The organism is Tepidiphilus thermophilus (assembly GCF_001418245.1).
GTDB classification, from domain to species: Bacteria; Pseudomonadota; Gammaproteobacteria; order Burkholderiales; family Rhodocyclaceae; genus Tepidiphilus; species Tepidiphilus succinatimandens.
In genome coordinates this window covers 96050-119167 of record NZ_LIPU01000007.1, presented here as the reverse complement: position 1 = coordinate 119167, position 23118 = coordinate 96050, and the positions used below count along the sequence as shown (strand labels likewise).

Annotated in this window: 24 protein-coding genes; 6 read left to right on the top strand and 18 right to left on the bottom strand. The window is 65.9% G+C overall.

Annotated features, from left to right (window positions below):
* Positions 1-334, top strand: a 334-nt coding sequence (locus ASC37_RS07370; protein ID WP_141654657.1) for an integrase core domain-containing protein, incomplete at its 5' end; no start/stop codon positions are given.
* A gap of 278 nt (positions 335-612) precedes the next feature.
* Here ASC37_RS07370 and adk read toward each other — a convergent pair.
* From adk to ASC37_RS07340, 6 genes are read right to left on the bottom strand one after another with little or no spacing between them, the layout of a single operon-like run.
* Complete coding sequence (adk, locus tag ASC37_RS07365) at positions 613-1269, bottom strand: adenylate kinase (RefSeq protein WP_055423754.1); 657 nt, start codon at positions 1267-1269, stop codon at positions 613-615.
* A 48-nt stretch (positions 1270-1317) separates the two neighbouring features.
* Positions 1318-2088 (bottom strand): 3-deoxy-manno-octulosonate cytidylyltransferase, encoded by a 771-nt coding sequence (gene kdsB / locus ASC37_RS07360; RefSeq protein WP_055423753.1) that lies wholly within the window; start codon positions 2086-2088, stop codon positions 1318-1320.
* Complete coding sequence (locus ASC37_RS07355) at positions 2085-2273, bottom strand: Trm112 family protein (RefSeq protein ID WP_055423752.1); 189 nt, start codon at positions 2271-2273, stop codon at positions 2085-2087. Before ASC37_RS07355 ends, kdsB begins: the two co-directional genes overlap by 4 nt.
* Complete coding sequence (lpxK, locus tag ASC37_RS07350) at positions 2206-3261, bottom strand: tetraacyldisaccharide 4'-kinase (RefSeq protein WP_055423751.1); 1056 nt, start codon at positions 3259-3261, stop codon at positions 2206-2208. Before lpxK ends, ASC37_RS07355 begins: the two co-directional genes overlap by 68 nt.
* Positions 3258-3686: an ExbD/TolR family protein gene (locus ASC37_RS07345; RefSeq protein ID WP_055423750.1), complete on the bottom strand. Its 429-nt coding sequence runs from the start codon at positions 3684-3686 to the stop codon at positions 3258-3260. The genes lpxK and ASC37_RS07345 overlap by 4 nt, the downstream gene beginning before the upstream one ends.
* Positions 3683-4300, bottom strand: coding sequence for a MotA/TolQ/ExbB proton channel family protein (locus tag ASC37_RS07340; RefSeq protein ID WP_055423749.1), 618 nt, complete (start codon positions 4298-4300; stop codon positions 3683-3685). The genes ASC37_RS07345 and ASC37_RS07340 overlap by 4 nt, the downstream gene beginning before the upstream one ends.
* 311 nt (positions 4301-4611) lie before the next feature.
* Between ASC37_RS07340 and xseA the strand changes: the two genes are divergently transcribed.
* From xseA to tal, 4 genes are all read left to right on the top strand, one after another.
* A complete protein-coding gene (xseA, locus tag ASC37_RS07335) occupies positions 4612-5967 on the top strand; it encodes an exodeoxyribonuclease VII large subunit (protein WP_055423748.1) in 1356 nt (451 codons plus the stop codon).
* A gap of 69 nt (positions 5968-6036) precedes the next feature.
* Entirely contained in the window at positions 6037-6624 is a 588-nt protein-coding gene (locus ASC37_RS07330) for a superoxide dismutase (protein WP_055423747.1), read from the top strand.
* Positions 6611-7468, top strand: coding sequence for a pseudouridine synthase (locus tag ASC37_RS11640; RefSeq protein WP_232424753.1), 858 nt, complete (start codon positions 6611-6613; stop codon positions 7466-7468). Before ASC37_RS07330 ends, ASC37_RS11640 begins: the two co-directional genes overlap by 14 nt.
* Entirely contained in the window at positions 7465-8550 is a 1086-nt protein-coding gene (gene tal, locus ASC37_RS11635; RefSeq protein WP_055423746.1) for a transaldolase, read from the top strand. The genes ASC37_RS11640 and tal overlap by 4 nt, the downstream gene beginning before the upstream one ends.
* A gap of 59 nt (positions 8551-8609) precedes the next feature.
* Here tal and ASC37_RS07315 read toward each other — a convergent pair whose 3' ends face one another.
* From ASC37_RS07315 to ASC37_RS07295, 5 genes are read right to left on the bottom strand one after another with little or no spacing between them, the layout of a single operon-like run.
* Positions 8610-10487, bottom strand: a complete 1878-nt coding sequence (locus tag ASC37_RS07315) for a chemotaxis protein CheA (protein WP_055423763.1) — start codon at positions 10485-10487, stop codon at positions 8610-8612.
* 48 nt (positions 10488-10535) lie between these two features.
* Positions 10536-11402: a protein phosphatase CheZ gene (cheZ, locus tag ASC37_RS07310; RefSeq protein WP_055423745.1), complete on the bottom strand. Its 867-nt coding sequence runs from the start codon at positions 11400-11402 to the stop codon at positions 10536-10538.
* Positions 11399-11812 carry a chemotaxis response regulator CheY gene (cheY, locus tag ASC37_RS07305; protein WP_055423744.1) on the bottom strand — a complete coding sequence of 138 codons (414 nt, stop codon included), beginning with the start codon at positions 11810-11812 and terminating at the stop codon, positions 11399-11401. The genes cheZ and cheY overlap by 4 nt, the downstream gene beginning before the upstream one ends.
* Before the next feature lie 23 nt (positions 11813-11835).
* The gene (locus ASC37_RS07300) at positions 11836-12801 is read right to left on the bottom strand and encodes a chemotaxis protein (protein WP_055423762.1); all 966 of its coding nucleotides are present in this window, start codon (positions 12799-12801) and stop codon (positions 11836-11838) included.
* Positions 12802-12823: 22 nt separating this feature from the next.
* Entirely contained in the window at positions 12824-13798 is a 975-nt protein-coding gene (locus ASC37_RS07295; RefSeq protein ID WP_055423743.1) for a chemotaxis protein, read from the bottom strand.
* 157 nt (positions 13799-13955) lie between these two features.
* On the opposite strand from ASC37_RS07295, the gene ASC37_RS11835 reads away from it, so the two are divergent.
* Positions 13956-15176: a methyl-accepting chemotaxis protein gene (locus ASC37_RS11835; protein WP_055423742.1), complete on the top strand. Its 1221-nt coding sequence runs from the start codon at positions 13956-13958 to the stop codon at positions 15174-15176.
* On the opposite strand, the gene ASC37_RS11510 is transcribed toward ASC37_RS11835, so the two are convergent.
* The 7 genes from ASC37_RS11510 to ppx all read right to left on the bottom strand — a co-directional run bounded on the left by ASC37_RS11510 (position 15112) and on the right by ppx (position 23028).
* Entirely contained in the window at positions 15112-16758 is a 1647-nt protein-coding gene (locus ASC37_RS11510) for a chemotaxis protein CheB (protein ID WP_072247947.1), read from the bottom strand. The two genes, ASC37_RS11835 and ASC37_RS11510, sit on opposite strands and share 65 nt — an antisense overlap.
* Complete coding sequence (locus ASC37_RS07280; RefSeq protein ID WP_055423741.1) at positions 16755-17828, bottom strand: flagellar motor protein MotB; 1074 nt, start codon at positions 17826-17828, stop codon at positions 16755-16757. The genes ASC37_RS11510 and ASC37_RS07280 overlap by 4 nt, the downstream gene beginning before the upstream one ends.
* A gap of 12 nt (positions 17829-17840) precedes the next feature.
* Positions 17841-18692: a flagellar motor stator protein MotA gene (gene motA / locus ASC37_RS07275; RefSeq protein WP_055423740.1), complete on the bottom strand. Its 852-nt coding sequence runs from the start codon at positions 18690-18692 to the stop codon at positions 17841-17843.
* Between the two features lie 123 nt (positions 18693-18815).
* Positions 18816-19388, bottom strand: a complete 573-nt coding sequence (flhC, locus tag ASC37_RS07270; protein ID WP_055423739.1) for a flagellar transcriptional regulator FlhC — start codon at positions 19386-19388, stop codon at positions 18816-18818.
* Positions 19375-19719 carry a flagellar transcriptional regulator FlhD gene (locus ASC37_RS07265; RefSeq protein ID WP_055423738.1) on the bottom strand — a complete coding sequence of 115 codons (345 nt, stop codon included), beginning with the start codon at positions 19717-19719 and terminating at the stop codon, positions 19375-19377. The genes flhC and ASC37_RS07265 overlap by 14 nt, the downstream gene beginning before the upstream one ends.
* A 153-nt stretch (positions 19720-19872) precedes the next feature.
* A complete protein-coding gene (locus ASC37_RS07260; RefSeq protein WP_055423737.1) occupies positions 19873-21516 on the bottom strand; it encodes an acyl-CoA synthetase in 1644 nt (547 codons plus the stop codon).
* Between the two features lie 9 nt (positions 21517-21525).
* Positions 21526-23028: an exopolyphosphatase gene (gene ppx, locus ASC37_RS07255; protein ID WP_055423736.1), complete on the bottom strand. Its 1503-nt coding sequence runs from the start codon at positions 23026-23028 to the stop codon at positions 21526-21528.
* Positions 23029-23118 lie beyond the last annotated feature (90 nt).

Below are 23118 nucleotides of genomic sequence, written 5' to 3'. Positions count from 1 at the left end.
GGGAGAGCGCACCCCCACGGGAGCACATGCCTTCGATGAACTGTGCCAGGCGCTCGACATCGAGCATCGGCTGACCAAACCTCGCCGTCCGCAGACGAACGGCATGGTCGAGCGCTTCAATGGGCGCATCAGCGAGGTACTCGCCACCCATCGCTTCGACAGCCGCGAAGCGCTGGAGGCAACGATTCATCGCTACGTCTGGCTGTACAATCACCACATTCCCCAGAAAGCCCTGGGGCATGTCCCGCCCATCGAGGCCATGAAAAGATGGTACGCAGAAAAACCGGAACTTTTCATAAAAGTGCCACGTAATCGTCCGGGACCTGACACATAATTCTTTCGCTCATGTCCACTCCCTTTGTAAAAATAAAATGTCATGCCAAGGACGATTGCCTCGATTCTCGCCATCGAGTCTGATTCATAAGCCATCAGACAGTGTGCGAACCGGTCAAGAAATTTCGAAGGCAAAAGCCATAATGCTCCAGTTACGCAAGAACGCCCTAACGACTGCGACGCCACCAGGAACCCTTCAAGGCTCACGTCAACGCGACTCGAGCGCTCTCGGGCATCTGCAGCGCCGCACGTCGTGAAGAAACGCCAGAAACTACTACCTCAGCCGGCAAGCGCCTCCAGGATGCGCCGCGTGATTTCCTCCACCGGCCCCAGGCCAGAGACCTTGCGCACCTTGGGCGCGGCGGGATCACCGCTTTCCGCCCACGCCTCGTAATAGGCGATGAGCGGTTTCGTCTGCTCGTGATAGACCGCCAGGCGCTTGCGCACCACTTCTTCGCGGTCGTCGTCGCGCTGCACGAGCGGCTCGCCGGTGACGTCGTCCTTGCCCGGCACCTTGGGTGGGTTGTAGCGCACGTGATAGGTGCGGCCGGACGCCGGATGCACCAGGCGGCCGCTCATGCGATCGATGATCTCCTCGTCGGGCACCTCGATCACCAGCACGTAATCGAGCGGGATGCCGCCTTCCTTGAGCGCCTCGGCCTGCACGATCGTGCGCGGGAAGCCGTCGAACAGGTAGCCCGCCTGGCAGTCGGGCTGCTGCAGACGCTCGCGCACCAGGCCGATGATGATGTCGTCGGAAACCAGTCCGCCTTCGTCCATCACCTTCTTCGCCGCGAGCCCCAGCGGCGTTCCCGCCTTCACCGCGGCGCGCAGCATGTCGCCGGTGGAGATCTGCGGAATACCGAACTTCTCCTTGATGATGGTAGCCTGCGTCCCTTTGCCCGCGCCGGGCGGTCCCAGAAGAATCAAGCGCACGATCCCCTCTCCTTTATGATTGACGACGAAAACGGAAGTAGCCGGTCTTCATGCGGCCCCGGCGAGCATGCGACGTACCCGCTCCAGGTCCTGCGGCGTATCGATGCCGGGCGCCGGGGCCGAGTCGAGCACTTTGATCTGGATGGTGTATCCGTACCACAGAGCGCGCAACTGCTCCAGCATCTCGAACCGCTCCAGTGCGCAAGGCGCGAGCCTGGAGAACGCGCGCAGGAAAACAGCCCGGTAAGCGTACAAACCGACGTGGCGCAAGGCTGGCAGCCCCTCGGGCAGGCGCGCCGGACGCCCGGCGGCGAAAGCGTCCCGCCCCCAGGGCAGCGGCGCCCGGGAAAAATAGAGCGCCCGTCCCGTGGCGTCGCACACCACCTTCACCGCATTCGGGTCGAAGAATTCTTCCACCGAGTCGATGGGATGCGCCAGCGTGGCGATCGCCGCCTCGGGCGTGAGCGCGAGCACCTGGGCCGCTGTGCGGATCGCGTCCGGATCGATCAGCGGCTCGTCGCCCTGCACGTTCACCACGATCGCCTCGTTCTCCCAGCCCAGGCGCTCGACCACCTCGGCGAGCCGGTCGGTGCCGGAGGCGTGGTCGGCGCGCGTGAGGATCGCCCGGCCGCCGGCCTGCTCCACCGCGGCCGCCACTTCCGGTGCGTCGGTCGCTACCCACACTTCGTCGGCGCCGCTCGCCACGGCCCGCTCCCACACCCGCACCACCATCGGTTTGCCGGCGAGATCGACGAGCGGTTTGTTCGGCAGGCGCGTGGACGCGAGCCGCGCCGGGATCACCACGCGAAACCCGCTCACTTGAGCGCCTCGACTTCCTCGGCCGTCATCGGACGCGCCTCGTCGGCGAGCATCACCGGGATGCCGTCGCGGATTGGATAGGCCAGACGATCGACGCGGCAGACGAGCTCCTGCCGCTCACGGTCGTATTTGAGCGGCCCCTTGCACAGCGGGCATACCAGCACGTCCAGCAGACGAGTGTCCATGTATTCGCTCCAGAATGCGCTCGACGAGCGTCTCGTCGAGCCGGGCGCGCACCGTCAGCACCCAATCGTGCGGCCGCGCGTATGCCCGGCATTTTACCGCATCTTTGCTGGTGAAAATCCGCCACTCGCCGGGAGCGCCGAAGTCCAGATCCTCCGCCCGGTACGGGTGGTGATCGGGAAAGGCGTGCGGCACCACCTCGGCGCCCAGGGCGCGCAGCGTGGCGAAGAAGCGCTCCGGTCGGCCGATGCCCGCCACGGCATGCACCCGCCGTCCGGAAAGCGCCGCAAGCGGCAGCCTGCGCGAAGGGTCGTCGAGCGAGACGAGCGCTTCGGGTTCGAGCCGCAGCCCGTGAAGCGGCACCCCGGCCGGCACCAGAGTGCGCACCTGCCGCGGGTCGTGCGCCACCACGGCATCGACCGTGCGCAGGCGCGAGAGCGGCTCGCGCAAGGGCCCGGCCGGCAGCAGCCAGCCGTTGCCCAAAGCGCCCCGATCGAGCACCACGAGCTCGAAGTCGCGCTGGAGCCGCAGATGCTGCAGGCCGTCGTCGGCAACTACCAGACGCACGTCGGGATGGCGCCGCAGCAGCTCGGCCACGGCGGCGCAGCGCGCGCGCCCCACCACCACCGGCACCTGCGCTTCGCGTGCGAGCAGCACCGGCTCGTCGCCATAGCAGGCGGGATCGCCCTCGGCCGGCACTTCCGCCGTTCCCTCGAGGTTACCGCCATAGCCGCGGCTGACGATGCCGCAGCGCACACCTCGCGCCTCGAGCGCGCGGGCGAGCGCCGCGACCACCGGCGTCTTGCCGCTGCCACCCACGTTGAGATTTCCCACCACCAGCACGAACACCGGCGGCCGGCAGCGCCGCAGCCAGCCGCGACGATAGGCGAGCGCGCGCAGCCGCACCGCAAGGCCGAAGAGCCAGGAGCAAGGAAGAAGCCCCAGCGCCACAGCGCCGCGATGCGACCACCACGCCGGCGCCGAGCTCATCGCGATTCGACGCGCTCGACGGAGAAAGTGAGCCTGTCGAAGCCGGCACGCTGGGCCGCGCGCATCACGTCGATCACGCGCTGGTGCGGCGTCTTGGCGTCTGCTTCGATGATGATGGTCGGCTGTGATCCGGAAGGGATCACCGCCCTGAGCGCCGATTCGATGTCCTCCACGCTGCCGAGTCCCACGGCGCGCTCGCCGACGAACACGGCCCCGTCGGCGGTGATCGCCACCACCCATTCCTTGGGCGCGGCGTCGACCGGCGCCGCCGCGTCGGCCTCGGGAAGATCGATCTTGAGCTGCGCCGTCTGGGAAAAGGTGGTCGTCACGCTCAGAAAGATCAGGATCACCAGCACCACGTCGATGAGCGGCACTAGGTTAAGGAACGGCTCCTCGCGCGAACTCTCTGCTTTGTGAAACTTCATGCGCCCACTCCGGCCCGCTCCCCGTGCGCCACTTCCACCAGACGCACTGCCTCCTGCTCCATCTCGATCACCAGGGAATCGACGTAGGCACGGAAATGGCGCCAGAAGATGGTCGCGGGAATGGCGATGATGAGGCCGAGCCCGGTGGTGTTGAGCGCCACCGAGATGCCGTGCGCCAGCTGCTGGGGATTGGCGCCGGCCGCCGACTGCGACGCGAAGATCTCGATCATCCCCACGATGGTGCCGAGCAGGCCCAGCAGCGGCGAGATGGCCGCGATGGTCCCCAGCGCCGTGAGATAGCGTTCGAGCTCGTGCGCCACCACCCGGCCGGCATCCTCGATCGCTTCTTTCATCACCTCGCGCGAGGAACCGTAGTTGCGCAGCCCCGCCGCCAACACGCGGCCCAGGGGAGAATGCCCTTCCAGCCGCTGTGCCAGTTCCAGCGGGGAAGCGCCCCGGCGCAGCTCCTCGAGCACCGAATCGAGCAGCCCCGGCGGATTGATGCGCTTGCGCCGCAGCGTCCAGGCGCGTTCGATGATGATCGCCACCGCCAGGATGGAGGCGAGCAGAAGCGGCCAGATCGGCCAACCAGAAGCCTGTATCACCGACCACACGGAAGAAATTCCTTTCACGGATGCGTTGCGTCCGGCATTATACGCCCGAACACGGGGGCACGCCGCCCCAAGCTTCCCCGCTCTTCCACAAAGTCTGTGGATAACTTTGTGCATGAACGGACAAAAGCAGGCATAACCCCTGCACCCACGCGAGGAAGCTCACTCTGCCACATTTTTCAGCAACAAATTTTTACATTGAAAATCAATCGATTAGGAAAAACAGCCTGTGGATCAAGGTCTTCCGGAGCAAAGTTACCGTGCCGTGACATCCCGTGTCCCGATGGGGATGAAACCCCGGTACAATCGCGCGCATGAAGCCCGATCCCACCCTCTTCGTCCCTCCTGCCGAAACCGTCGGCCAGCTCACGCAGCGCATCAAGGAGTGCCTCGAAACGGGGTTCTCCGAGGTCAACGTCATCGGCGAGATCTCCGGCCTCACCCTCGCCGCCTCGGGGCACTGCTACTTCACGCTCAAGGACGAAACCGCGGCGCTGCGCTGCGTGCTGTGGCGGCGTCAGGCGACGATGTTCGCACGGCTACTCGCCGAGGGACACAGCGTGGAGGCAGCGGGCGAGCTGAGCGTCTATGCCCCTCGAGGCGAGTACCAGCTGGTGGTGCGCGGCCTCAAGCCGGCCGGTGCCGGCCTCCTGTGGCAGCGTTTCCTCGCCGTCAGAGCCAAGCTCGAAGCCGAGGGACTCTTCGCCGCCGAAAGGAAGCGGCCCCTGCCGCGCCGGCCGCGGCGCATCGCCCTCATCACCTCGCCGGCAGGGGACGCCATCCACGACGTGCTGCGCACGCTGCGCCAGCGCGCCCCCCTCGTCGAGATCGTGCTGCTGCCCACGCTGGTGCAAGGCGCGGAAGCGCCGGCGCAAATGGTGGCAGCGCTTGCACTCCTTGGCGAGGCTGCGGCGCGGCTCGGCATCGAAGCGGCACTGCTCGTGCGCGGCGGCGGCAGCCCCGAAGATCTCATGGCCTACAACGACGAGGCGCTTGCCCGCGCGATCGCCGCAAGCCCCGTGCCGATCGTGAGCGGCGTCGGGCACGAAGCCGACGTGAGCATCGCCGATCTGGTGGCCGACGTGCGCGCCCCCACCCCCACCGGCGCAGCGATGCTGCTGAGCCAAGGCTGGACCGAACTGCCGCTCGAACTCGATCTGCTGGCGCGGCGCCTGCAGCGGGCGCTGCGCGAGCGTCTGCTCACCGAAAACCAGCGACTCGACCGCCTGCAGCTGCGCCTCACCCACCCCGCGGCGCGCCTGTCCGAGGCCCGGCGACGGCTCGAAGGGCTGCACGCGCGGCTTACGGCGGCGCAGCGGCGCACGCTCGCCGAATCGCGGCTGCGGCTCGATGCGCTGCACCGGCGCCTTGCCGCCGCCCGGCCCACGCTCGCCGGACACCGCGCCCGGCTCGACGCCTTCGCGCAGCGCTTGCCGCGGGCGGCAGCGCAGGCGATCGAAGCCCAGCATCGGCGCATCGAACGCCTCGCCGATCGACTCGAAGCGCTCGACCCCAAGGCGGTGCTGGAACGCGGTTATGTGCTGGTGAGCGACACCGCCGGGCAGGTGCTCACGAGCACGGGGCAACTCGCCGAAAGGCAAGACATCCGCCTCGAATTCCACGATGGCCGTGCCATGGCCGAGGTTGTCGGGGTGGAAAAGTCCGACTAAAATAGTAAAGGTTTTTCCTCACCCCCTCGCCGGACCGAACGCCGGCCCTTCACGCAAAGGAGAGAGAACATGGAACACAAACTGCCCGAACTGCCCTACCCGAAAAACGCGCTTGCCCCCTACATCTCCGAAGAGACGATGGAGTACCACTACGGCAAGCACCATCAGGCCTACGTCACCAACCTCAACAACCTCATCAAGGGCACGGAATACGAGAACATGGACCTCGAGTCCATCGTCAAGAAAGCCCCGGCCGGCCCGATCTACAACAACGCGGCGCAGACCTGGAACCACACCTTCTTCTGGCACTGCATGAAGCCCAACGGCGGCGGTGAGCCCAAAGGAGCCCTGCTCGATGCCATCAAGGCCAAATGGGGCAGCTTCGACGAATTCAAGAAAGTCTTCCACACCAGCGCCGTGGGCAACTTCGGCTCCGGCTGGACGTGGCTGGTGAAGAAAGCCGATGGTTCGGTCGACGTGGTCAACATGGGCGCGGCCGGCACGCCGCTCACCACGGGTGATACGCCGCTGCTGTGCATCGACGTGTGGGAGCACGCCTACTACATCGACTACCGCAACCGCCGCGCCGACTTCGTCACCGCCTTCCTCGAACACCTGGTCAACTGGGAGTTCGCGGAGCGCAATTACGCCGCCTGACGCCCTGAACCCAGCGGCGCCCCAGCGCGACGAGCCTTCCCTCCTGCATGAGGACGAACGGCTCGTCGCCGTTTTCAAGCCCTCCGGCTGGCTGGTCCATCCCACCGAGCTCGACGCGCGCGAATCCCGCATCCTGATGCGCTGGCTGCGCGGTCGCCTCGGCCGGCATGTCTTCCCCGTCCATCGCCTCGACAAACCGACCTCCGGGCCGGTGCTCTTCGCGCTCGACGCAGCCGCTGCCGCCGCCCTGGCCGCCGACTTCGCCGGCCGGCGCGTGGCGAAGCGCTACCTCGCCGTGGTGCGGGGGCATCCGCCCGAAACCCTGACGATCGATCGGCCGCTGTCGCGCATCGCCCGCACCGTGCCGGGGCCGCGCGACGCGGAGAAAGCGGCGTGCACCGAGCTACGGCGCCTGGCGACGATCGAACTGCCCTGGCCCAACGACCGTCATCCCACCAGCCGCTACGCGCTCGTGGCCTGCTATCCGGACGGCGGACGCCAGCACCAGATCCGCCGCCATCTGCGCCATGCCGGCTACCCCCTCATCGGCGACACCACCTACGGTCACGGTTTACACAACCGCCTGTGGCGCGAGCACCTGGGCGTGTCGCGCCTGCTGCTCACCTGCTGCGATCTGGCGGTGCGCTACCCCGACAGCGGTGCACTGCTCGCGCTGCACGCGCTCGATGCGACCTTCGCCACGCTCGCCCGCCGGCTCGGCTGGGAAGAGGCGCTTTCCTTCGTCGAGGCGCCGCACGAAGATGATATGCTAAGGGCGAAGATCGCCGCCCTGGCGGCCCCTCTGGCAAGCTCCTGCGACGACGCCCTGGAAGACGACACATGACGACCCGAACCGTGCTGCATCAGCTCCTCGAACTCGGCCAACAGATCTGGCTCGACCACCTCTCGCGCGACCTCCTCGAGGGCGGACGGCTCGCCCAGCTGTTGGAAATCGGCGTGAGCGGCATTACGACCAATCCGTCCATCTTCGAAAACGCCATCGCCAAAAGCCCCCTCTATCGGGAAGACGTCGAAGCCTTGCGCCGCACGTCCCTGCCGCCGCCGGAACGGCTCGAGCGACTCACCTTCGCCGACGTGCGCCGCGCCTGCGACCTGCTCCTTCCGCTGTGGGAAGCCTCGGGCGGGGAGCGCGGCTACGTGAGCCTGGAAGTGGACCCGGCGCTCGCGCACGATGCCGCCGGCACGATCGCCGCCGCCCGGCGGGTGCATGCCGCGATCGAACGCCCCAATCTGCTCGTCAAGATTCCCGGCACCGCCGCCGGCGCCGAAGCGCTCGAAGCGCTCGTCGCCGAGGGGATCAACGTCAACGTGACGCTGCTCTTCTCGCGCACGCAGTACCGGCGCGTCGTCGAGGCCTATCGGCGTGGTCTCGAGCAACGTCAAGCCGCCGGCCGGCCGCTCGCACCCATGTTCGGCGTGGCGAGCCTCTTCCTCTCCCGGCTCGACACGGCCGTCGATGCGCTCCTTGCCGAGCGCGCGCCCGAACGCCCCGACTGGCAGGGCAAGACCGCGGTGGCCTTCGCCAAGCTCGCCTATCGGGACTTTCTGCAACATTTCGGCGAGCGCGCTTTCGGCTCCTTGCGCCGCGCAGGGGCCCGGGCGCAGCGGCCGCTGTGGGCGAGCACCAGTACCAAGAACCCCGCTTATCCGGATCTGCTTTACGTGGAACCGCTGGTGGGGCCGGAGACGGTCAATACCTTGCCCGAGGCGACGCTCACGGCGCTCCTCGATCACGGCCAGGCGCGCGGCGCGACGATCGTGGAAGACGTCGAAGCCGCCCAGGCACACTGGGAGCGATGCGCTCGGATCGACATCGACCTCGAGGCGATCGGAGAGACGCTGCAGCAGCAGGGCCTGGCCCAGTTCGAGGCGGCGCAGCAACGGCTCCTCACGCTCCTTGCCTGAAACGACGGCGGCGGGACCCGCCCGCCGCCTTTACCTCCACTTACAGCGCACCCTTTGCCTCAAGCAGGAGCGACGGCTTTCTTCGCATCGAGCGACGCCTTGCTCACCCCTTTGGTGCCCGTACCGGTCTCGAAGAGCTCCTTCATGTCGAGGATCAGCACGATCTGGCCGTTCGAGAGGATGGTCACCCCGGCCACGCCTTTGGGGCGGAAATCCTCCAGCGACTTGATCACCGCGTCCTCACGGCCAGCGAAGGTGTCGATGCCGAGGATGAAGGAGAATTCGGCCATCTGCATGAGCACCCCATAGGCCGGGGTACGCTCCAGCCTCCAGTTGAGGAGGTTGGCCAGCGGCAGGATGGGCAGTACTTCGCCGCGCACGAAGAGCGTCGCCCGCCCGCCGACCTCGCGCACTTCGTCGAGGTGGATCGGCAGGATCTCGCGCACCATGGAGAGCGGCACGGCGAAAGGCTGCTCGCCCAGGCGCACCAGCAACACCGGCAGGATCGCCAAGGTGAGCGGCAGGTTGATGATGAAGGTGGTGCCGCGCCCGACTTCGGAGCGCACGTCGATGGTGCCGTTGAGCTTGGTGATGTTGGTGCGCACCACGTCAGTGCCCACCCCTCGGCCGGAGACGTCGGAGACGCGGTCGGCCATGGAAAAGCCGGGCAGGAAGATGAGGTTCAGGCTCTGACGCTCGTCGAGGCTGTTGGCCTCTTCCGGCGTGATGAGCCCTTTCTCCACCGCCTTGGCACGGATCTTCTCGGGGTCCATACCACGGCCGTCGTCGGCGACGATGATGACGATGTGATCCCCCTCCTGCTTGGCGGCCAGCGTCACCGTCCCCTGAGGCGGCTTGCCCACGGCAATGCGCTCATCGGGCATCTCGATGCCGTGATCGACTGCGTTGCGGATGAGGTGGATGAGCGGATCGGAGAGATCCTCGATCATGGTCTTGTCGATCTCGGTCTCTTCCCCCTGGACGACGAGCTCGACTTCCTTGCCCAACTGCCGTGCCAGGTCGCGCGCGATGCGGGGATATTTCTGGAAGAGGCGCCCGATGGGCTGCATGCGCGTCTTCATGACGGCGTTTTGCAGGTCGGAGACGAGCAAATCGAGCTGATTGACCGCTACGTCGAGCGCATGCAGCGTATCCGGGTCGGTCTTGCCGGAAAGGATGTCGCTTCTGAGCGCCGTGAGGCGGTTTTTGGTGAGGCCGATCTCGCCGGCGAGATTGAGCACTTGATCGAGCCGGGCGGTGTCGACCCGGATGGCGGTTTCGCGCTGCACCGTCTCCTTGCGCGCAAGCGGCGCCATCGGACGCCGGGCTGCGGCCACGGGCACGCCAGCCCGTCCCCCCTCTTCGTCCGGCTTCCCTTTGGTCTCGTTGCTGGGCGGAGCAGTCGATCCCCCGGAACCCGACGGTGCCTTTGCAGAGGCTGCGCCCGCGCCGGTTACGGCGGCGTGCAGCGCGTCCCAGTCCGGTTCGGCCGCGTTCGGCTGCTGCGCGTTGGTTTGGGGTTGGGTCGCAGCCGTTGCGGCAGCCTCGGCGCCTTGTTCCAGCTTGCCGGCGATGGCGAGCCGCAGGCGTTCGAGCAGCTGTGGATCGGCCGGCGGCGGCTGGATGCTGCGTTCGAGATAGCCGAACATCTCGCGTACCGCCGCGGTGGCTTCCAGGATCACGTCCATCAGCGCCGGGCTCAGATGCAGCTCGCCGTTGCGCAGCTTGTCGAAGAGGTTTTCGGTGAGATGGCACAGGGTGACGAGCTCCTGTGCCCCCAAGAAACCCGCTCCTCCCTTGATGGTGTGGAATCCACGGAAGATCTCGTTCAAGAGCGCGCGATTTTCGGGGTTGCGCTCGAGTTCGACGAGCTTGTTGTCGACTCCCGAGAGTAGATCCTCGGCCTCGACGAGAAAATCCTGCAACAGGTCCTGCATTCCGGCAAAGTCGCTCACGGCCGTTCTCCCTTCGTGCGCCCGGTGCGTTCAGAACCCCAGGCTCTTCAGCAAATCGTCCACCTCTTCCTGCGAGGTGATGACCCCTTCCTTGCGCGTATCGATCACCGGCCCGTTCATCAGCGAAACTTCGACCGCCTTCTTCGGCCGCGCCTCCTCCGGAATCGCCTCGATGAGGATCTGCAGCAGCTCCGTCTCGATGCGGCTGACGATCTCGATCACTTTCTTTATCACCTGGCCGGTGAGATCCTGGAAATCCTGCGCCATCATGATTTCCATAAGCTGCTGCGTGGTCGCGCGCGAGGTGTCGGCCACGTCGGCGAGGAAAGCCCGGGTGTCGTGGGCGAGCTCGCGGAATTCCTGCGGCGAGAGGCGGTTGGCGAAGAGATCGTCCCAACGCTTCTTGAGCGCCTCGGCTTTCTCGGCAAGCGACTTCTGCAGGGGAATCGCGATGTCGGTGGCGTTGAGCACGCGCGAGGCGGCCTGCTCGGTCATCTGGGCAATGTAGTGCAGGCGCTGGCGCGCATCGGGCACGGCTTGGGCCGCTTCGGCGATGACCGTCTCGCAGCCCAGCTCCTTGAGCGCCTCGTGCAGCTGGCGCGCCACCTTGCCGAGGCGCTGAACGAGTTCGTCGTGCGGAACCTGACAGGGCGCCGGCGCTGGAGCAGCTGGTGACTCCTGCCTCGCACCTTCTTCAGCGGCGCTGAACTGCTGGGCCACGGCGTCGAAGAGCGCCTGCAGCTCGTCGCTGTCTCCTTGCGCCGGCGGCTCTTCGGGCTCCGACACGCTGCCCGCCGAACCGACGATGCTGTCGAAGAGCGCCTGCAGCTCGTCGTTGTCGCCGCTCGGGTCGGTTTGGCGTTCCGCGGAACGCTCATCAGGCGTTTTCTTGCTCATTGCGCCGATCCTCCGGCCGGTTTCTTACCCATCTTCTCGAAAATGCGGTCGATTTTCTCGGCCAGCACCGCCGCGGTGAAGGGCTTGACGATGTAGCCCGAAGCCCCGGCCTGGGCCGCGGCGATGATGTTCTCTTTCTTCGCCTCGGCGGTGACCATGAGCACCGGCAGGTGCTTGAGCTTGTCGCTGCTGCGGATCTTGCGCAGCAGCGTCAGCCCGTCCATGTTCGGCATGTTCCAGTCGGTGATGACGAAATCGTAGGGCTGCGACTCGAGCTTGTGCAGCGCCGCCACGCCGTCCTCGGCCTCGTCGACGTTGGTGTAGCCCAGCTCCTTCAAGAGGTTGCGCAAGATACGACGCATCGTCGAGAAATCATCCACGACCAGGAAGCGCGTCTTGTCGTCCGCCATCGAGCATTCTCCATCGTTGTTGATCAGCGCATCAGCAGCGGCCGCAAAGTCTCGGCCAGCATCTGCGCGTCGAATTTTTCCACATATCCATCGACCCCGACCCGCTCGCCCATCGTACGATTGGCTTGAGAAGTGAGCGAGGAATACATGATCACGGGAATGCCGTCGAAGCGGGGATCGGCCTTGATGTTCTTGGTGAGCACGTAGCCATCCATCTCGGGCATCTCGGCGTCGGTGAGGATCACGTCGAGCTGATCGCGCAAGGTCGTTCCCGTCTGCTCGGCGAAATTGGCCATGCTCTGCAGCCGCTCCCAGGCTTCCATGCCGTTGTTGGCGTGCGTGTGCTTGACGCCGAGCTTGTCGAGCACCTCGGCGATCTTCTTGCGCGCCACGCTCGAATCATCGACGAAAAACACGTGCCGACGATGACCGTCGGGAATCGGCAAGATGACGCCCACCACCGCCTCGCCGAAGGTCTTGGCCAGTACCGCCTCGACGTCGATGATCGACACCAGGCGTCCGTCGGGCAGCTCGGTGATGGAAGTGATCATGCCATGTACCTGCGAGGAGACGTTCTCCGGCTCGCGCACCTTGGACCATTCCACCCGGATGATGCGATCGACTGCATCGACCAGGAATCCCAGCGTTTTGCGGCAGTATTCGGCCACCATCATCGCCGGTGCGATGCGATCGTCCATGGGAGCGAGCTCCATCACCTTGGCGAGCGACACCACCGGGATCACGTTGCCGCGCAGGCTCACCAGCCCTTCCACGCCGGGCGGCACGTTCGGGGCGCGCGTGATGAAAGGCGTGGCCATCACCTCGCGCACCTTGAAGACATTGATGCCGAAGGTCTCGGACGTCCCGAGAGAAAAGAGCAGGATCTCGAAGCGGTTCGAGCCGGCGAGCCCCGCGCGCGCCTCGATCTCTTCGAAGCGCTCTGACGCCTTCTCGGCATCGGGGTCGACCAGTTCCGGTTCGATCACCATGGGTTCGGACGGATTGGCCATTTCAGCCCTCCTTGGCGGTTTCCTGACGTTTGGCGAACAGGCGCTGCAGCGTCTCGGCGAGTTCGCGCGGATGGAATTTGGGGACGTATTCGTCGACGCCCACCGATTTGCCCAGATACTGGTTCTGCATACCCGAGAGAGAAGAATGCATCAACACCGGCACGCCGGTGAAGCGCCGGTCGGATTTGATCTTCTTCGTGAGGATGAACCCATCCATCTCGGGCATCTCGATATCGGTGATCACGGCGCTGACGAAGTCGGTGATGGGACGACCGGTGATCTTGGCGCGCTCGGCGGCTTTTTCCAGATTCTCCCAGGCGATGCGGCCGTTGACCGCCCCCACGTAGCGTACCCCCATCTTTTGCAGGGTGCGCTCGATCTGCTCGCGCGCCACCGCCGAGTCGTCGGCGAAATACACGGTGTATCTGTCGCCATCCGGAAGCGGCTCGATGCCGGCGTACAGATCTTCGGCCTCGTCGTACTTGGTGATGTCGGAGAGCACCTTTTCCACGTCGAGCAGCATCACGAGGCGCCCATCGGGAAGCTCCGTGACCGCAGTCACCAAGCCGCCCGTTTTGGCCGTGAGCATCTCGGGCGGCACGCGGATCTGCGACCAGTCGAGCCGCAGGATGGTATCGACCGACTCGACGAGGAAGCCCTGCACCTTGCCGTTGTATTCGGTGATGATCATGATGTTGCGCTCGCTGCCGGGCTCCACCCCGACGTATTCGCCCAGGTCGACCACCGGCACGAGCACTCCGCGCAGGCTCACCACCCCTTTGACCGCCGCAGGCATGTCGGGCGCGGCGGTGATGGGCGGGGTCTTCATCACCTCGCGCACCTTGAAGACGTTGATGCCGTAGGTCTCGCGCCGCTTGGTGACCTTGCTCACGCCGAGCGTGAAGAGCAGGATCTCGAGCTTGTTGGTGCCGGCGAGCTTGGTGCGCTCGTCGATGCGTTTGAGTAGGTCGGACATCGCGCCACTCCGATTCGATCTTGGTACCGTATGTTACGGCAGCTCAGGGTTCAAACTTTAGCCGAATTACGGCATTTTTTTCCATCTATTTTTCCTCAAGTCCCGCGCCGACTTTGCCGTAATATATGTCATGACCAAAACGAACGAGGAGCGCCCCATGTTGTTCGGCCACAAAGAGCGCCTGCGCGCGCTCGAAACCCGCGCCAACGCCCTGGAAGAAGAGATCCGGCGCAAGGAGAGCGAACTCTCCGCCCTGCGCCGCCAGCTCGAAGAAGCCCAGGCCGAAGCCGATCGCTGCCGCTGGGAGAGCGACGCCATGCGCCGTGTGAGCGAGGAATTCAAGGCGTTTCACACCTCGCTTGTCCAGGTGCAGGGTAGTGTCGGCACCTTGGCGCAGCGCAGCGACGAAGACCGGGAAACCGCCGAGCAGGCCTTCGAACGTGCCGAACGCGGTCGCGAAGCGGCCGAGGCGATTGCCAAGAGTCTACGCCAACTCGCCGAGCGCTCGCAGAATGCGGCGCAGAAAGTCGGGGCGCTCGATGCGCGGGCACAGGAGATCACCGGCATCGTCAACCTCATCCGCGAGATCGCCGATCAGACGAATCTCCTGGCGCTCAACGCCGCGATCGAGGCGGCGCGCGCGGGAGAGCAAGGGCGCGGTTTCGCCGTGGTGGCCGACGAAGTGCGCAAACTTGCTGAACGCACCTCGGTGGCTACCGCCGACATCTCGCGCCTCGTCGAGCAGATTCGCAACGACAGCGGCTCGAGCCGCGAGGCCATGACCGAACTCGCCGCCGAATCGAGCCGCCTCAGCACGGAAGGAGAACAGGCGGCGCAGGAAGTCGAGGCTCTCGAAGGTCTGGTCGAACACATCGAACAGTCCGCGGGGTTGGCGGCGTTGCGCAGCTTCTGCGAACTCGCAAAAATCGATCACATTCTCTACAAATTCAGCGTCTATCAAGTGGTGCTCGGCGTGAGCGACAAGGCCGCGGCGGAATTCGCCAATCACCAGAACTGCCGCCTCGGGCGCTGGTACTACGAGGGGCGCGGCAAGGAGTGCTTCAGCGGCTTTCCCGGTTACCGCGAACTCGAGCGACCGCACCGGACGGTGCACGAGGCCGCCCAAGAAGCGTTCGAAGCGCTGGCAAAAAAAGACATCGATCACCTCGTCGAAGCCATCCACCGCATGGAGGTAGCGAGCCTCGAAGTCATGCGGGGGCTCGATCGGCTGGTCGAGGGCGCGGAAAAGGATGCCGAACTGCTCGGTTGCGTCAAAGAAGGGGAAACCGCCAAAGCCCCCTACGCCGCCAAACTCACGACCGGCCCGAAAGCCGCCGCTGTGACACCGCCCGCACGATCGCCGGCCCGATCTCGGTAAGCGGCAGTACCTCGCAGGCGGCGCCCAGGCGCACCGCCTCGCCGGGCATGCCCCAGATGACGGCGCTCGCCTCGTCCTGAGCGATGGTGTGGGCGCCGGCCTCTTTCAAGGCAAGCAGCCCCTGCGCCCCGTCGCGCCCCATGCCGGTGAGGAGCACCGCCACCGCCGCCGGCCCCAGCACCTCGGCCGCACTGAAAAAGAGCACGTCCACCGAGGGTCGATGACGGTTGACGGGCTCGGAGCGGTCCAGCCGCAGCACGTAGCCATTTCCCTGGCGTTCGAGGCGAAGGTGCGAGTGTCCCGGCGCCACCCAGGCCCGGCCGCGCACCAGGATCTCGCCGTCTCGCGCTTCGCTCACGCGCAAGGCGCACACCTGGTCCAGCCGCTTGGCGAACGAGGTGGTGAAATGCTCCGGCATGTGCTGCACGATGAGCACTGGCGGAGCGTCGGCCGGCAGGGCTTGCAGCACCGTCTTGATCGCCTCGGTGCCGCCGGTGGAGGCGCCGATGAGGATCACCGGTTCGCCGGGGTGCACAGGCTCTTCGCGCTCCCTGCACGAGGCCGCCTCCGCCCCGGCGGCCCCCGGGAGGAAAGATCTGCCGGCACGAGCGGGAGAAGGCACCCAGGATTCGCCGCACGGCGTGGCCTGCGGCGGTGCAGAAGACCGATGCTCCCCCCCTGCCGCCGCCTCCCCGTCGGCCTTGCGACGATAGATCGTGCGTCCCAGCGGCTCGAACGCCTCGCTCGCATAGAGGAGGTTCTCCGAATGCCCCAGATAGAGGTAGCCGCCCGGGCGCAAGAGGGGAGCGAAGCGCTCGAGGATCATGCGCTGGGTATGGCGATCGAAGTAGATCAGCACGTTGCGGCAGAAGATCGCCTCGAACGGCCCTTGCACCGGCCAAGGGGTTTCGACGAAATTGAGCCGGGCAAAGCGCACGAGGGCGCGCAGTTCGGCGCGGATCTGCCAGCGGCCATCGGCGAGCGGTTCGAAATAGCGGTCGCGTAGGCGAGGATCGATCGCCTCGAGCCGCTCGGCGGCATAGATGCCGCGGCGGCCCTCTTCCAGCACCTGCGTGTCGAGGTCGGTGGCGAGGATCTCGACGGGGGGATCGAGCCGCCCCCACACTTCGCAGGCCGTCATGGCGATGGAATAGGCTTCTTCGCCGCTCGCGCATCCGGCCGACCACAGGCGAGCCCCTGGGCGCTGCCCGAGCCAGGTGCGCAAGTGCTCGAAGTGGTGCGGCTCGCGGAAGAAATAGGTCAGATTGGTGGTGAGCGCATTGATGAAGGCTTCGAGTTCGCGCTCGTCGCTGCGCACCCGCGCCAGGTAGTCGGCGAAGCGCTTGAGCCCCAGCGCGCGCAGGCGGCGCGACAGGCGAACGTAGACCATGTCGCGCTTGGCCTGCGAGAGCGCGATGCCGGCTCGTTCGGCCACCAACGCCCGGATGGCGGCGAAATCCTCTTCGGTGAGCTCGAACTCGCGCGGCAGCGATTCGAGGCGGGTCTGGGCGAGGCGCTCGATGGTGCGCCGCACCTCGGCGATGCGGCGCAGCGCCGAAGCGGAATCCTCTTCGCGGTTCATGGCGAGGCTCCGCCAGGCTTGGCGGTCGGCGCAGCCGGCGGCTGACCGTACCCCTGCATGAGCGGCGCCGCATGCTCCCGCGCCCGCCAGGCATCTTCCACTTCTTTCTTCAGCACGATGATGCTGATGCGCCGGTTCTGCGGCGCGTAAGGGTCTTCGGGAATGAGGGGGGAGGTGTCGGCCATGCCGACGACGCGGAAGATCTTGGTCGGGTCGAGCCCGCCGGCGACGAGCTCGCGCCGGGCGGCGTTGGCGCGCTCCGCGGAGAGCTCCCAGTTCGACATGCCGCGCCCATCGCCGGCATAGGGTGTGGCGTCGGTATGCCCGGCGATGCTGATGCGGTTGGGTAGGTCGTTGAGCGTGCGCCCCACCGTGCGCAGGAGCCGCCGGGTGTAGTCCTGCACCTGGGCGCTACCGAGCGCGAACATGGGGCGGTTCTGCGTATCGACGATCTCGATCACCAGACCGTCGTCCGAGATGCGCATCTGGATCTGATCCTTCATCGCCCGTAGATTCGGGTCGGCCTCGAGAATCGCCTCCAGCATCGCCTTGGTCCGCTCGAGCTGCTGCAGTTCGCGCAGCTTTTCGCCCCCCATGCCGGGGCCGCTGCTGCCACCGCCGCGCCCCGGTGCTGGAGATGCCTCGGTGAGCGGCGTGCCGGCCACCCTTCCCTGCCCGCCAGTGGCGATCTCCACGTCGGAGAGGCCATGCATGGGAGAGGCGCCCTCCCCGCCTTCGCGCGTCGCGGTACTCTTCTCGCTGCGCGTCTCGCCACGCTTGACCTGGCCCACGCGCCGGCTCAGATCCTCGCCGCCGCCGGGGATGATACGCTCGGAATCGCCGGCGCCCTCCCCGCCTTCGCGCGCCACCTTGAGCGGGTTCTGAAAGAACTTGGCGATGCCTTCGAGGTCCCCTTGCGCCGTGGAGCCGAGCAGCCACAGCAAAAGGAAAAACGCCATCATGGCGGTGACGAAGTCGGCGTAGGCGACTTTCCAGGCGCCGCCGTGGGCGGCACCGCCGCCCTTTTTGATGCGCTTGATGACGATTGGTTGCTGACTCTCGTCGCTCATCGCATCGCGCCGTTATTTGCGCCCCTTCAGCTCTTCCTCGAGCTGAAGGAAGGTGGGACGATCGCGCGTCCACAGCACCTTGCGCCCGAATTCGATGGCGATCTGCGGCGGATAGCCGCTCATGCTGGCGAGCAGCACCACCTTGGCCACCTGGAAGGGTTTGGCGCCATCCTCGACTTTCGCTTCGAGCTGGCCGGCGATGGGCGCGACGAAGCCGTAGGAGAGGAGGATGCCGAGGAAGGTCCCGACCAGGGCGCCGCCGAGCTTCTTGCCGAGCACCGCCGGCGGCTCGCCCACCGAACCCAGCACATTCACCACGCCCATGACCGCGACCACGATACCGAAGGCGGGCATGGCGTCGGCAATCTTGCTCACGATATGCGGCGGCATGTGCGCTTCCTGATGGTGCGTCTCGAGTTCCTGATCCATGAGAGTTTCGATTTCGACCGGATTGAGGCTGCCACTCACCATCATGCGCAGGTAGTCGGTGATGAATTCGACGAGATGATGATCCTTGAGCACGAGCGGGTATTTGCCGAACAGGGCCGAACCCTCGGGGTTGTCCACGTCCTGCTCGATCGACATCAGCCCTTCCTTGCGGATCTTGACCAGGATCTCGTAGAGGAGGGAGAGCAGCTCGAGGTAGAAGGCGCGCGTATAAGGGGAGCCCTTGAGGGCGCCCGACAGCCGCCCGAGCACGAGCTTGAGGGTGGCGCCGTCGTTACTGGCGATGAAGCTGCCGATCATGAGCCCGACGATGGCCACGTATTCTGCCGGCACCCACAGCGCCACGAGGCTGCCGTGGATCGCATAAGTACCGAACGCGGAGGCGAGTATGATCACATACCCGAGCAGCAGAAACACGAATCCCCCCTTTTCGCTTTGCCGTGAGCCATCGAGCGCTGCGGATGCAGCCAAGCCGCCCCCGATCCGGGGGGCTCTATGTTAGCACAGGCTCATGCGTGGCGCTTGGCGCAATCGGGGGATTCAGGCGGGCTGGGCGCTCAGGCGCTTCTGTCCGCGGGAGATGGCCGTCTTGGCCGAGGTGCGGCTGCTGCCGGCGCGCGAGGGCATGTGGCAGATGCCGCAGACGAAGGTCTTGGCCGGCTCGTAGGCGTGGGTGAGGAATTCGCCGCCGCAGCAGGAGCACGGCGTGAGCTGCACCAGCTCGGCTTCGAAGAAGCGCAGCAGCGTCCAGGCGCGCGTGATGCTGAGCACCGGGTCGGTGCCAATGGCGTCGATCTGGTCGAGATAGAGGTGATAGGCGGCAATGAGCGCGTGCACGCCCTCGGCCGCACCGCTTTGCCGCACCCGGCGATGGAGGTTCATGAAAAGGGAGGCGTGCACGTTGGGCTGCCAGGTCATGAACCAGTCGGTGGAAAAGGGTAGCATCCCCTTGGGCGGGGAAGCATGGCGGATTTCCTTGTAGAGCTTGAGCAGGCGCTCGCGGCTCAAGGAAGTCTCCGCTTCGAGGAGCTGCATGCGCGCGCCGAGCCGGATGAGCTCGGCTGCAAGGCAAACGTCGGCCGCTTCTCGTTCGATCGACTCAGGTCTCGTCATGATGTCCTCCCGTTCGTTTGGTTTTCTTTCGCTGGCTGCCGTGCGCGAGGATGGCGGCGTGCAGGGTGGCGGTGAGCTCGTCGCGGGCCTTTTCTCCGGCCATGCGCTCGAGCACGGCCGCGTCGAAACGGAACTGCGGCAGCCCGATCTGCAGGCTCGCCATGCGCACCAGCTTGGCCGGCGGCAATGCGGCGAGCCAGCGCGCCGTCTCTGCTTCCAGCCCCAGCTTTACGGCGGCAGAGGCTGGGTCGCGCTGCACCATGCGCTGCGCGAGGATCAGGTAGCTGAGATTCAGGTCACGTATCTCGTCGGCGAAATCCTCGTGATCCATGCCTCTCTCCTTGGCCCAATTTTACGATAGCACGATCAGCGCGCGGCAAAAGGGGAAACAAGGGGCGCTGGACCCCGGATATCCGCCGCTTGTGGCGCCGGCGCAACGCCGCGCGGCGCACATACGCCGCACGGCGCGGCATCATGGCGCCTTTTATTCGATCGCCTCGCGCGATTTCGCCCGTTCGCGCAGGATGTACTTCTGGATCTTGCCGGTCGAGGTCTTGGGAATGGGACCGAAGATGAAGCGCTTGGGCACCTTGAAGCCGGCGAGGAGCCGCCGGCAGTGCTGCACGAGCTCTTCTTCGGTCACCGCCGCGCCTTCGCGCAGCTCGACGAAGGCGCAGGGCACTTCGCCCCACTTCGGGTCGGGCGCGGCCACCACCGCCGCGGCGGCCACCGCCGGGTGTTTATAGAGGGCATCCTCGACTTCGATCGAGGAGATGTTCTCGCCACCTGAGATGATGATGTCCTTGGCGCGGTCTTTGATCTTGACGTAGCCGTCGGGCTGCATCACGCCGAGGTCTCCGGTGTGGTACCAGCCGCCGCGAAACGCCTCTTCGGTGGCTTTGGGGTTCTTGAGGTAGCCCTTCATGACGAGGTTGCCGCGGAACATGATCTCGCCCATGGTCTCGCCATCCCAGGGCACCGGCTGCATGGTGTCCGGATCCATCACCGTGATCGCCTCCTGGGCGTGGTAGCGCACCCCCTGGCGGCCGTTGAGCCGCACCTGCTCTTCGAGCGGCAGGCTCGCCCAATCGTCGTGCTTGACACAGACCGCGGCCGGTCCGTAGGTTTCGGTGAGCCCATAGACGTGGGTGATGTCGAAGCCGATCTTGGCCATCGCCTCGATCATCGCGGCCGGAGGCGGGGCAGCGGCCACCAGGCCGGAGACCTTGTGCGTGATCCCCTTGCGCCAACTCTCCGGGGCATTGGCGATCATTGAGTGCACGATGGGCGCGCCGCAGTAGTGGGTCACCTTGTGCTCGGCGATCAGCTCGAGGATGAGGCGCGGATCGACGCGGCGCAGGCAGACGTTGGTGCCGGCGTTGGCGGCCATGGTCCAGGGGAAGCACCAGCCGTTGCAGTGGAACATCGGCAGGGTCCACAGATAGACCGAGTGCGGCGGCATGCCCCATGAGACGATGTTGCTGAAGGCATTGAGATAGGCCCCGCGGTGGTGATAGACCACGCCTTTGGGGTTGCCGGTGGTGCCGGAAGTATAGTTGAGGGAGATCGCCTCCCACTCGTCCTGCGGGTATTCGAGGGCGAACTCGGGGTTGCCCTGGGCGAGGAATTCCTCGTACTCGATCCGGCCGAGCCGCTCGCCGGGGCCGGTGTATTCCGGGTCGTCCACGTCGATGACGATGAGATCGGGGCGATGGGCGATGCGGATCGCCTCTTTCACCATCTTGGAATACTCGCGGTCGGTGATGAGCACCTTGGCCTCGCCGTGGTTGAGGATGAAGGCCACCGTCTCGGGGTCGAGCCGGATGTTGATCGTGTTGAGCACCGCGCCGCAGCCGGGTACGCCGAAATGGCACTCGTACATCTCGGGCGTGTTGTTGAGAATCACCGCCACCGTATCGTTCTTCTTCACCCCGAGCTGGCGCAGGGCGGAGGCGAGCCGCCGGGCGCGCTCCTCGACTTGTTTCCAGGTATAGCGGCGCTTGCCGTGGATGACCGCGATGCGTTCGGGGTAAATGTAGGCCGAGCGTGACAGGAAGGTGAGCGGCGTGAGCGGCACGTAGTTGGCGGGGGTCTTTTCTAGCCCCATTTCATAAGGGTTGACCGTCATGTCGTTCTCCTAAGGTTGGTTGATGGTTACGGGAATCGGATCGAGGCGCAGCGGCATGCCGACACTCGCCCATTGCGCGGTTTCGTCTTCCAGCGCGGCGCGAGTGAGCGGATGGCGACGCAGGAAGGTGGCCGGCAGCCTCAAAGCATAACCCTTGCCTTCGCGCCGGGCATGCAAATGGTCGAACCGTTTGCCGTCCCGGGCCCGATGCAGCACGGCGGCGATGCGCAGCGCGAAGATGAGATCCCATTGCGGCGAACCGGGAGGCAGTTCGGCGAGCCGCTCGAGCTTGCCGCGATGGCTCAGCACGAGGCGCGCGAGTTGCGCCTGCTCCATGCGGGAGAAGCCCGGCATGTCGGCGTGCGCCAGGATGTAGGCGCCATGCTTGTGGTGTCCGGCATGCGCAATCGACAGACCGATCTCGTGCAGTCGTGCCGCCCAGGAGAGCAGCAGGCGGTCGGGATGTTCCTCGAAAGCGAGCTCGGGGCGCAGATCGAGGGCGAGCTCGAGCGCCGTGGTCTCCACCCGCCCGGCGTGTACCCGGTCGACGCCATAGCGCTCCATGAACCGTTCGACCGAGGATTCGCGGATGTCCTGGTGATGATGCCGCCCGAGCAGATCGTAGAGTACCCCGAGGCGCAAGGCGCCTTCGGAGAAGACCATCTCCTCGAGCCCGAGCACCTCGAAGGCGGCGGCCATGATCGCCACCGCGCCGGGGAAGACCGGTTGGCGGTCGCGTTTGAGCCCTTTGAGCCCTTTGAGTGCCTCGATCGAGCCGAGCGTGGGTAACGCCTTGACGAGCTGCTGCAGCCCCTTGCGCGTGATGGTCTCACGGCTCCAGCCTTGAGCGACGAGCACGTCGCGGATCGCCTTGGCCGAACCGCTGGAACCGACGGCCCGCTCCCAGCCCAAGGCCCGAAAAGGGAGGGCAATCGCCTCGATCTCCTTGGCCGCGGCGAGCCGGGCCTCGCGCAGGCGGCCTTCGGTGATCTTTCCGTCGGGAAAGAAGCGCAGGCTGTAGGAGACGCAGCCCATGTAGAGGCTCTCGAGCAAAATGGGCTGGAAACCGCGGCCGATGATGACTTCGGTGGAACCGCCGCCGATGTCGATGACGAAAGTCTGGCGATGCGGCTCGGGCACGGCGTGCGCCACGCCGAGGTAGATGAGGCGGGCTTCTTCCCGGCCGGAGACGATCTCGATGGGATGCCCCAGGATCGCCTGCCCCTGAAGCACGAACTCGGGCGCGTTGCGCGCCACGCGCAGGGCGTTGGTGCCGACCGCGCGCACCGCTTCGGGAGGAAACCCTTGCAGCCGTTCGGCAAATCCCGCCAGCGCCGACAGCCCACGGGCGAAGGCGGCGGCATCGAGCCTTTTGTCGGCGCCGAGCCCGGCGGCCAGACGCACCGCTGCCTTGAGGTCGTCGACGGGGTAGAGCAAGTCGCCGTCGACGCGGGCGATTTCGAGCCGGAAGCTGTTCGATCCGAGATCGACGGCAGCCAGATGCGAGAACAAGCCCTTCCCCTCAGCGAATGGTCGCACGGATTGTAACGCCGAAGCGGTGGAAGCCGATGCGGGAACGCGATATGATCCAGCGGAAGATAA

Bases quoted from the DNA above. Each gene is read 5' to 3' on its own strand.
- ASC37_RS11510 (WP_072247947.1), bottom strand. From the start codon at position 16,758: ATGAACCGCGAAGAGGATTCCGCTTCGGCGCTGCGCCGCATCGCCGAG.
- ASC37_RS07300 (WP_055423762.1), bottom strand. From the start codon at position 12,801: ATGGTGATCGAACCGGAACTGGTCGACCCCGATGCCGAGAAGGCGTCA.
- ASC37_RS07260 (WP_055423737.1), bottom strand. From the start codon at position 21,516: ATGACGGTCAACCCTTATGAAATGGGGCTAGAAAAGACCCCCGCCAAC.
- ASC37_RS11835 (WP_055423742.1), top strand. From the start codon at position 13,956: ATGTTGTTCGGCCACAAAGAGCGCCTGCGCGCGCTCGAAACCCGCGCC.
- ASC37_RS07265 (WP_055423738.1), bottom strand. From the start codon at position 19,719: ATGGATCACGAGGATTTCGCCGACGAGATACGTGACCTGAATCTCAGC.
- ASC37_RS07330 (WP_055423747.1), top strand. From the start codon at position 6,037: ATGGAACACAAACTGCCCGAACTGCCCTACCCGAAAAACGCGCTTGCC.
- xseA (WP_055423748.1), top strand. From the start codon at position 4,612: ATGAAGCCCGATCCCACCCTCTTCGTCCCTCCTGCCGAAACCGTCGGC.
- cheZ (WP_055423745.1), bottom strand. From the start codon at position 11,402: ATGAGCAAGAAAACGCCTGATGAGCGTTCCGCGGAACGCCAAACCGAC.
- ASC37_RS07315 (WP_055423763.1), bottom strand. From the start codon at position 10,487: ATGCAGGACCTGTTGCAGGATTTTCTCGTCGAGGCCGAGGATCTACTC.
- ASC37_RS07355 (WP_055423752.1), bottom strand. From the start codon at position 2,273: ATGGACACTCGTCTGCTGGACGTGCTGGTATGCCCGCTGTGCAAGGGG.
- lpxK (WP_055423751.1), bottom strand. From the start codon at position 3,261: ATGAGCTCGGCGCCGGCGTGGTGGTCGCATCGCGGCGCTGTGGCGCTG.
- cheY (WP_055423744.1), bottom strand. From the start codon at position 11,812: ATGGCGGACGACAAGACGCGCTTCCTGGTCGTGGATGATTTCTCGACG.
- ASC37_RS07345 (WP_055423750.1), bottom strand. From the start codon at position 3,686: ATGAAGTTTCACAAAGCAGAGAGTTCGCGCGAGGAGCCGTTCCTTAAC.
- tal (WP_055423746.1), top strand. From the start codon at position 7,465: ATGACGACCCGAACCGTGCTGCATCAGCTCCTCGAACTCGGCCAACAG.
- ASC37_RS07295 (WP_055423743.1), bottom strand. From the start codon at position 13,798: ATGTCCGACCTACTCAAACGCATCGACGAGCGCACCAAGCTCGCCGGC.
- ASC37_RS07280 (WP_055423741.1), bottom strand. From the start codon at position 17,828: ATGAGCGACGAGAGTCAGCAACCAATCGTCATCAAGCGCATCAAAAAG.
- flhC (WP_055423739.1), bottom strand. From the start codon at position 19,388: ATGACGAGACCTGAGTCGATCGAACGAGAAGCGGCCGACGTTTGCCTT.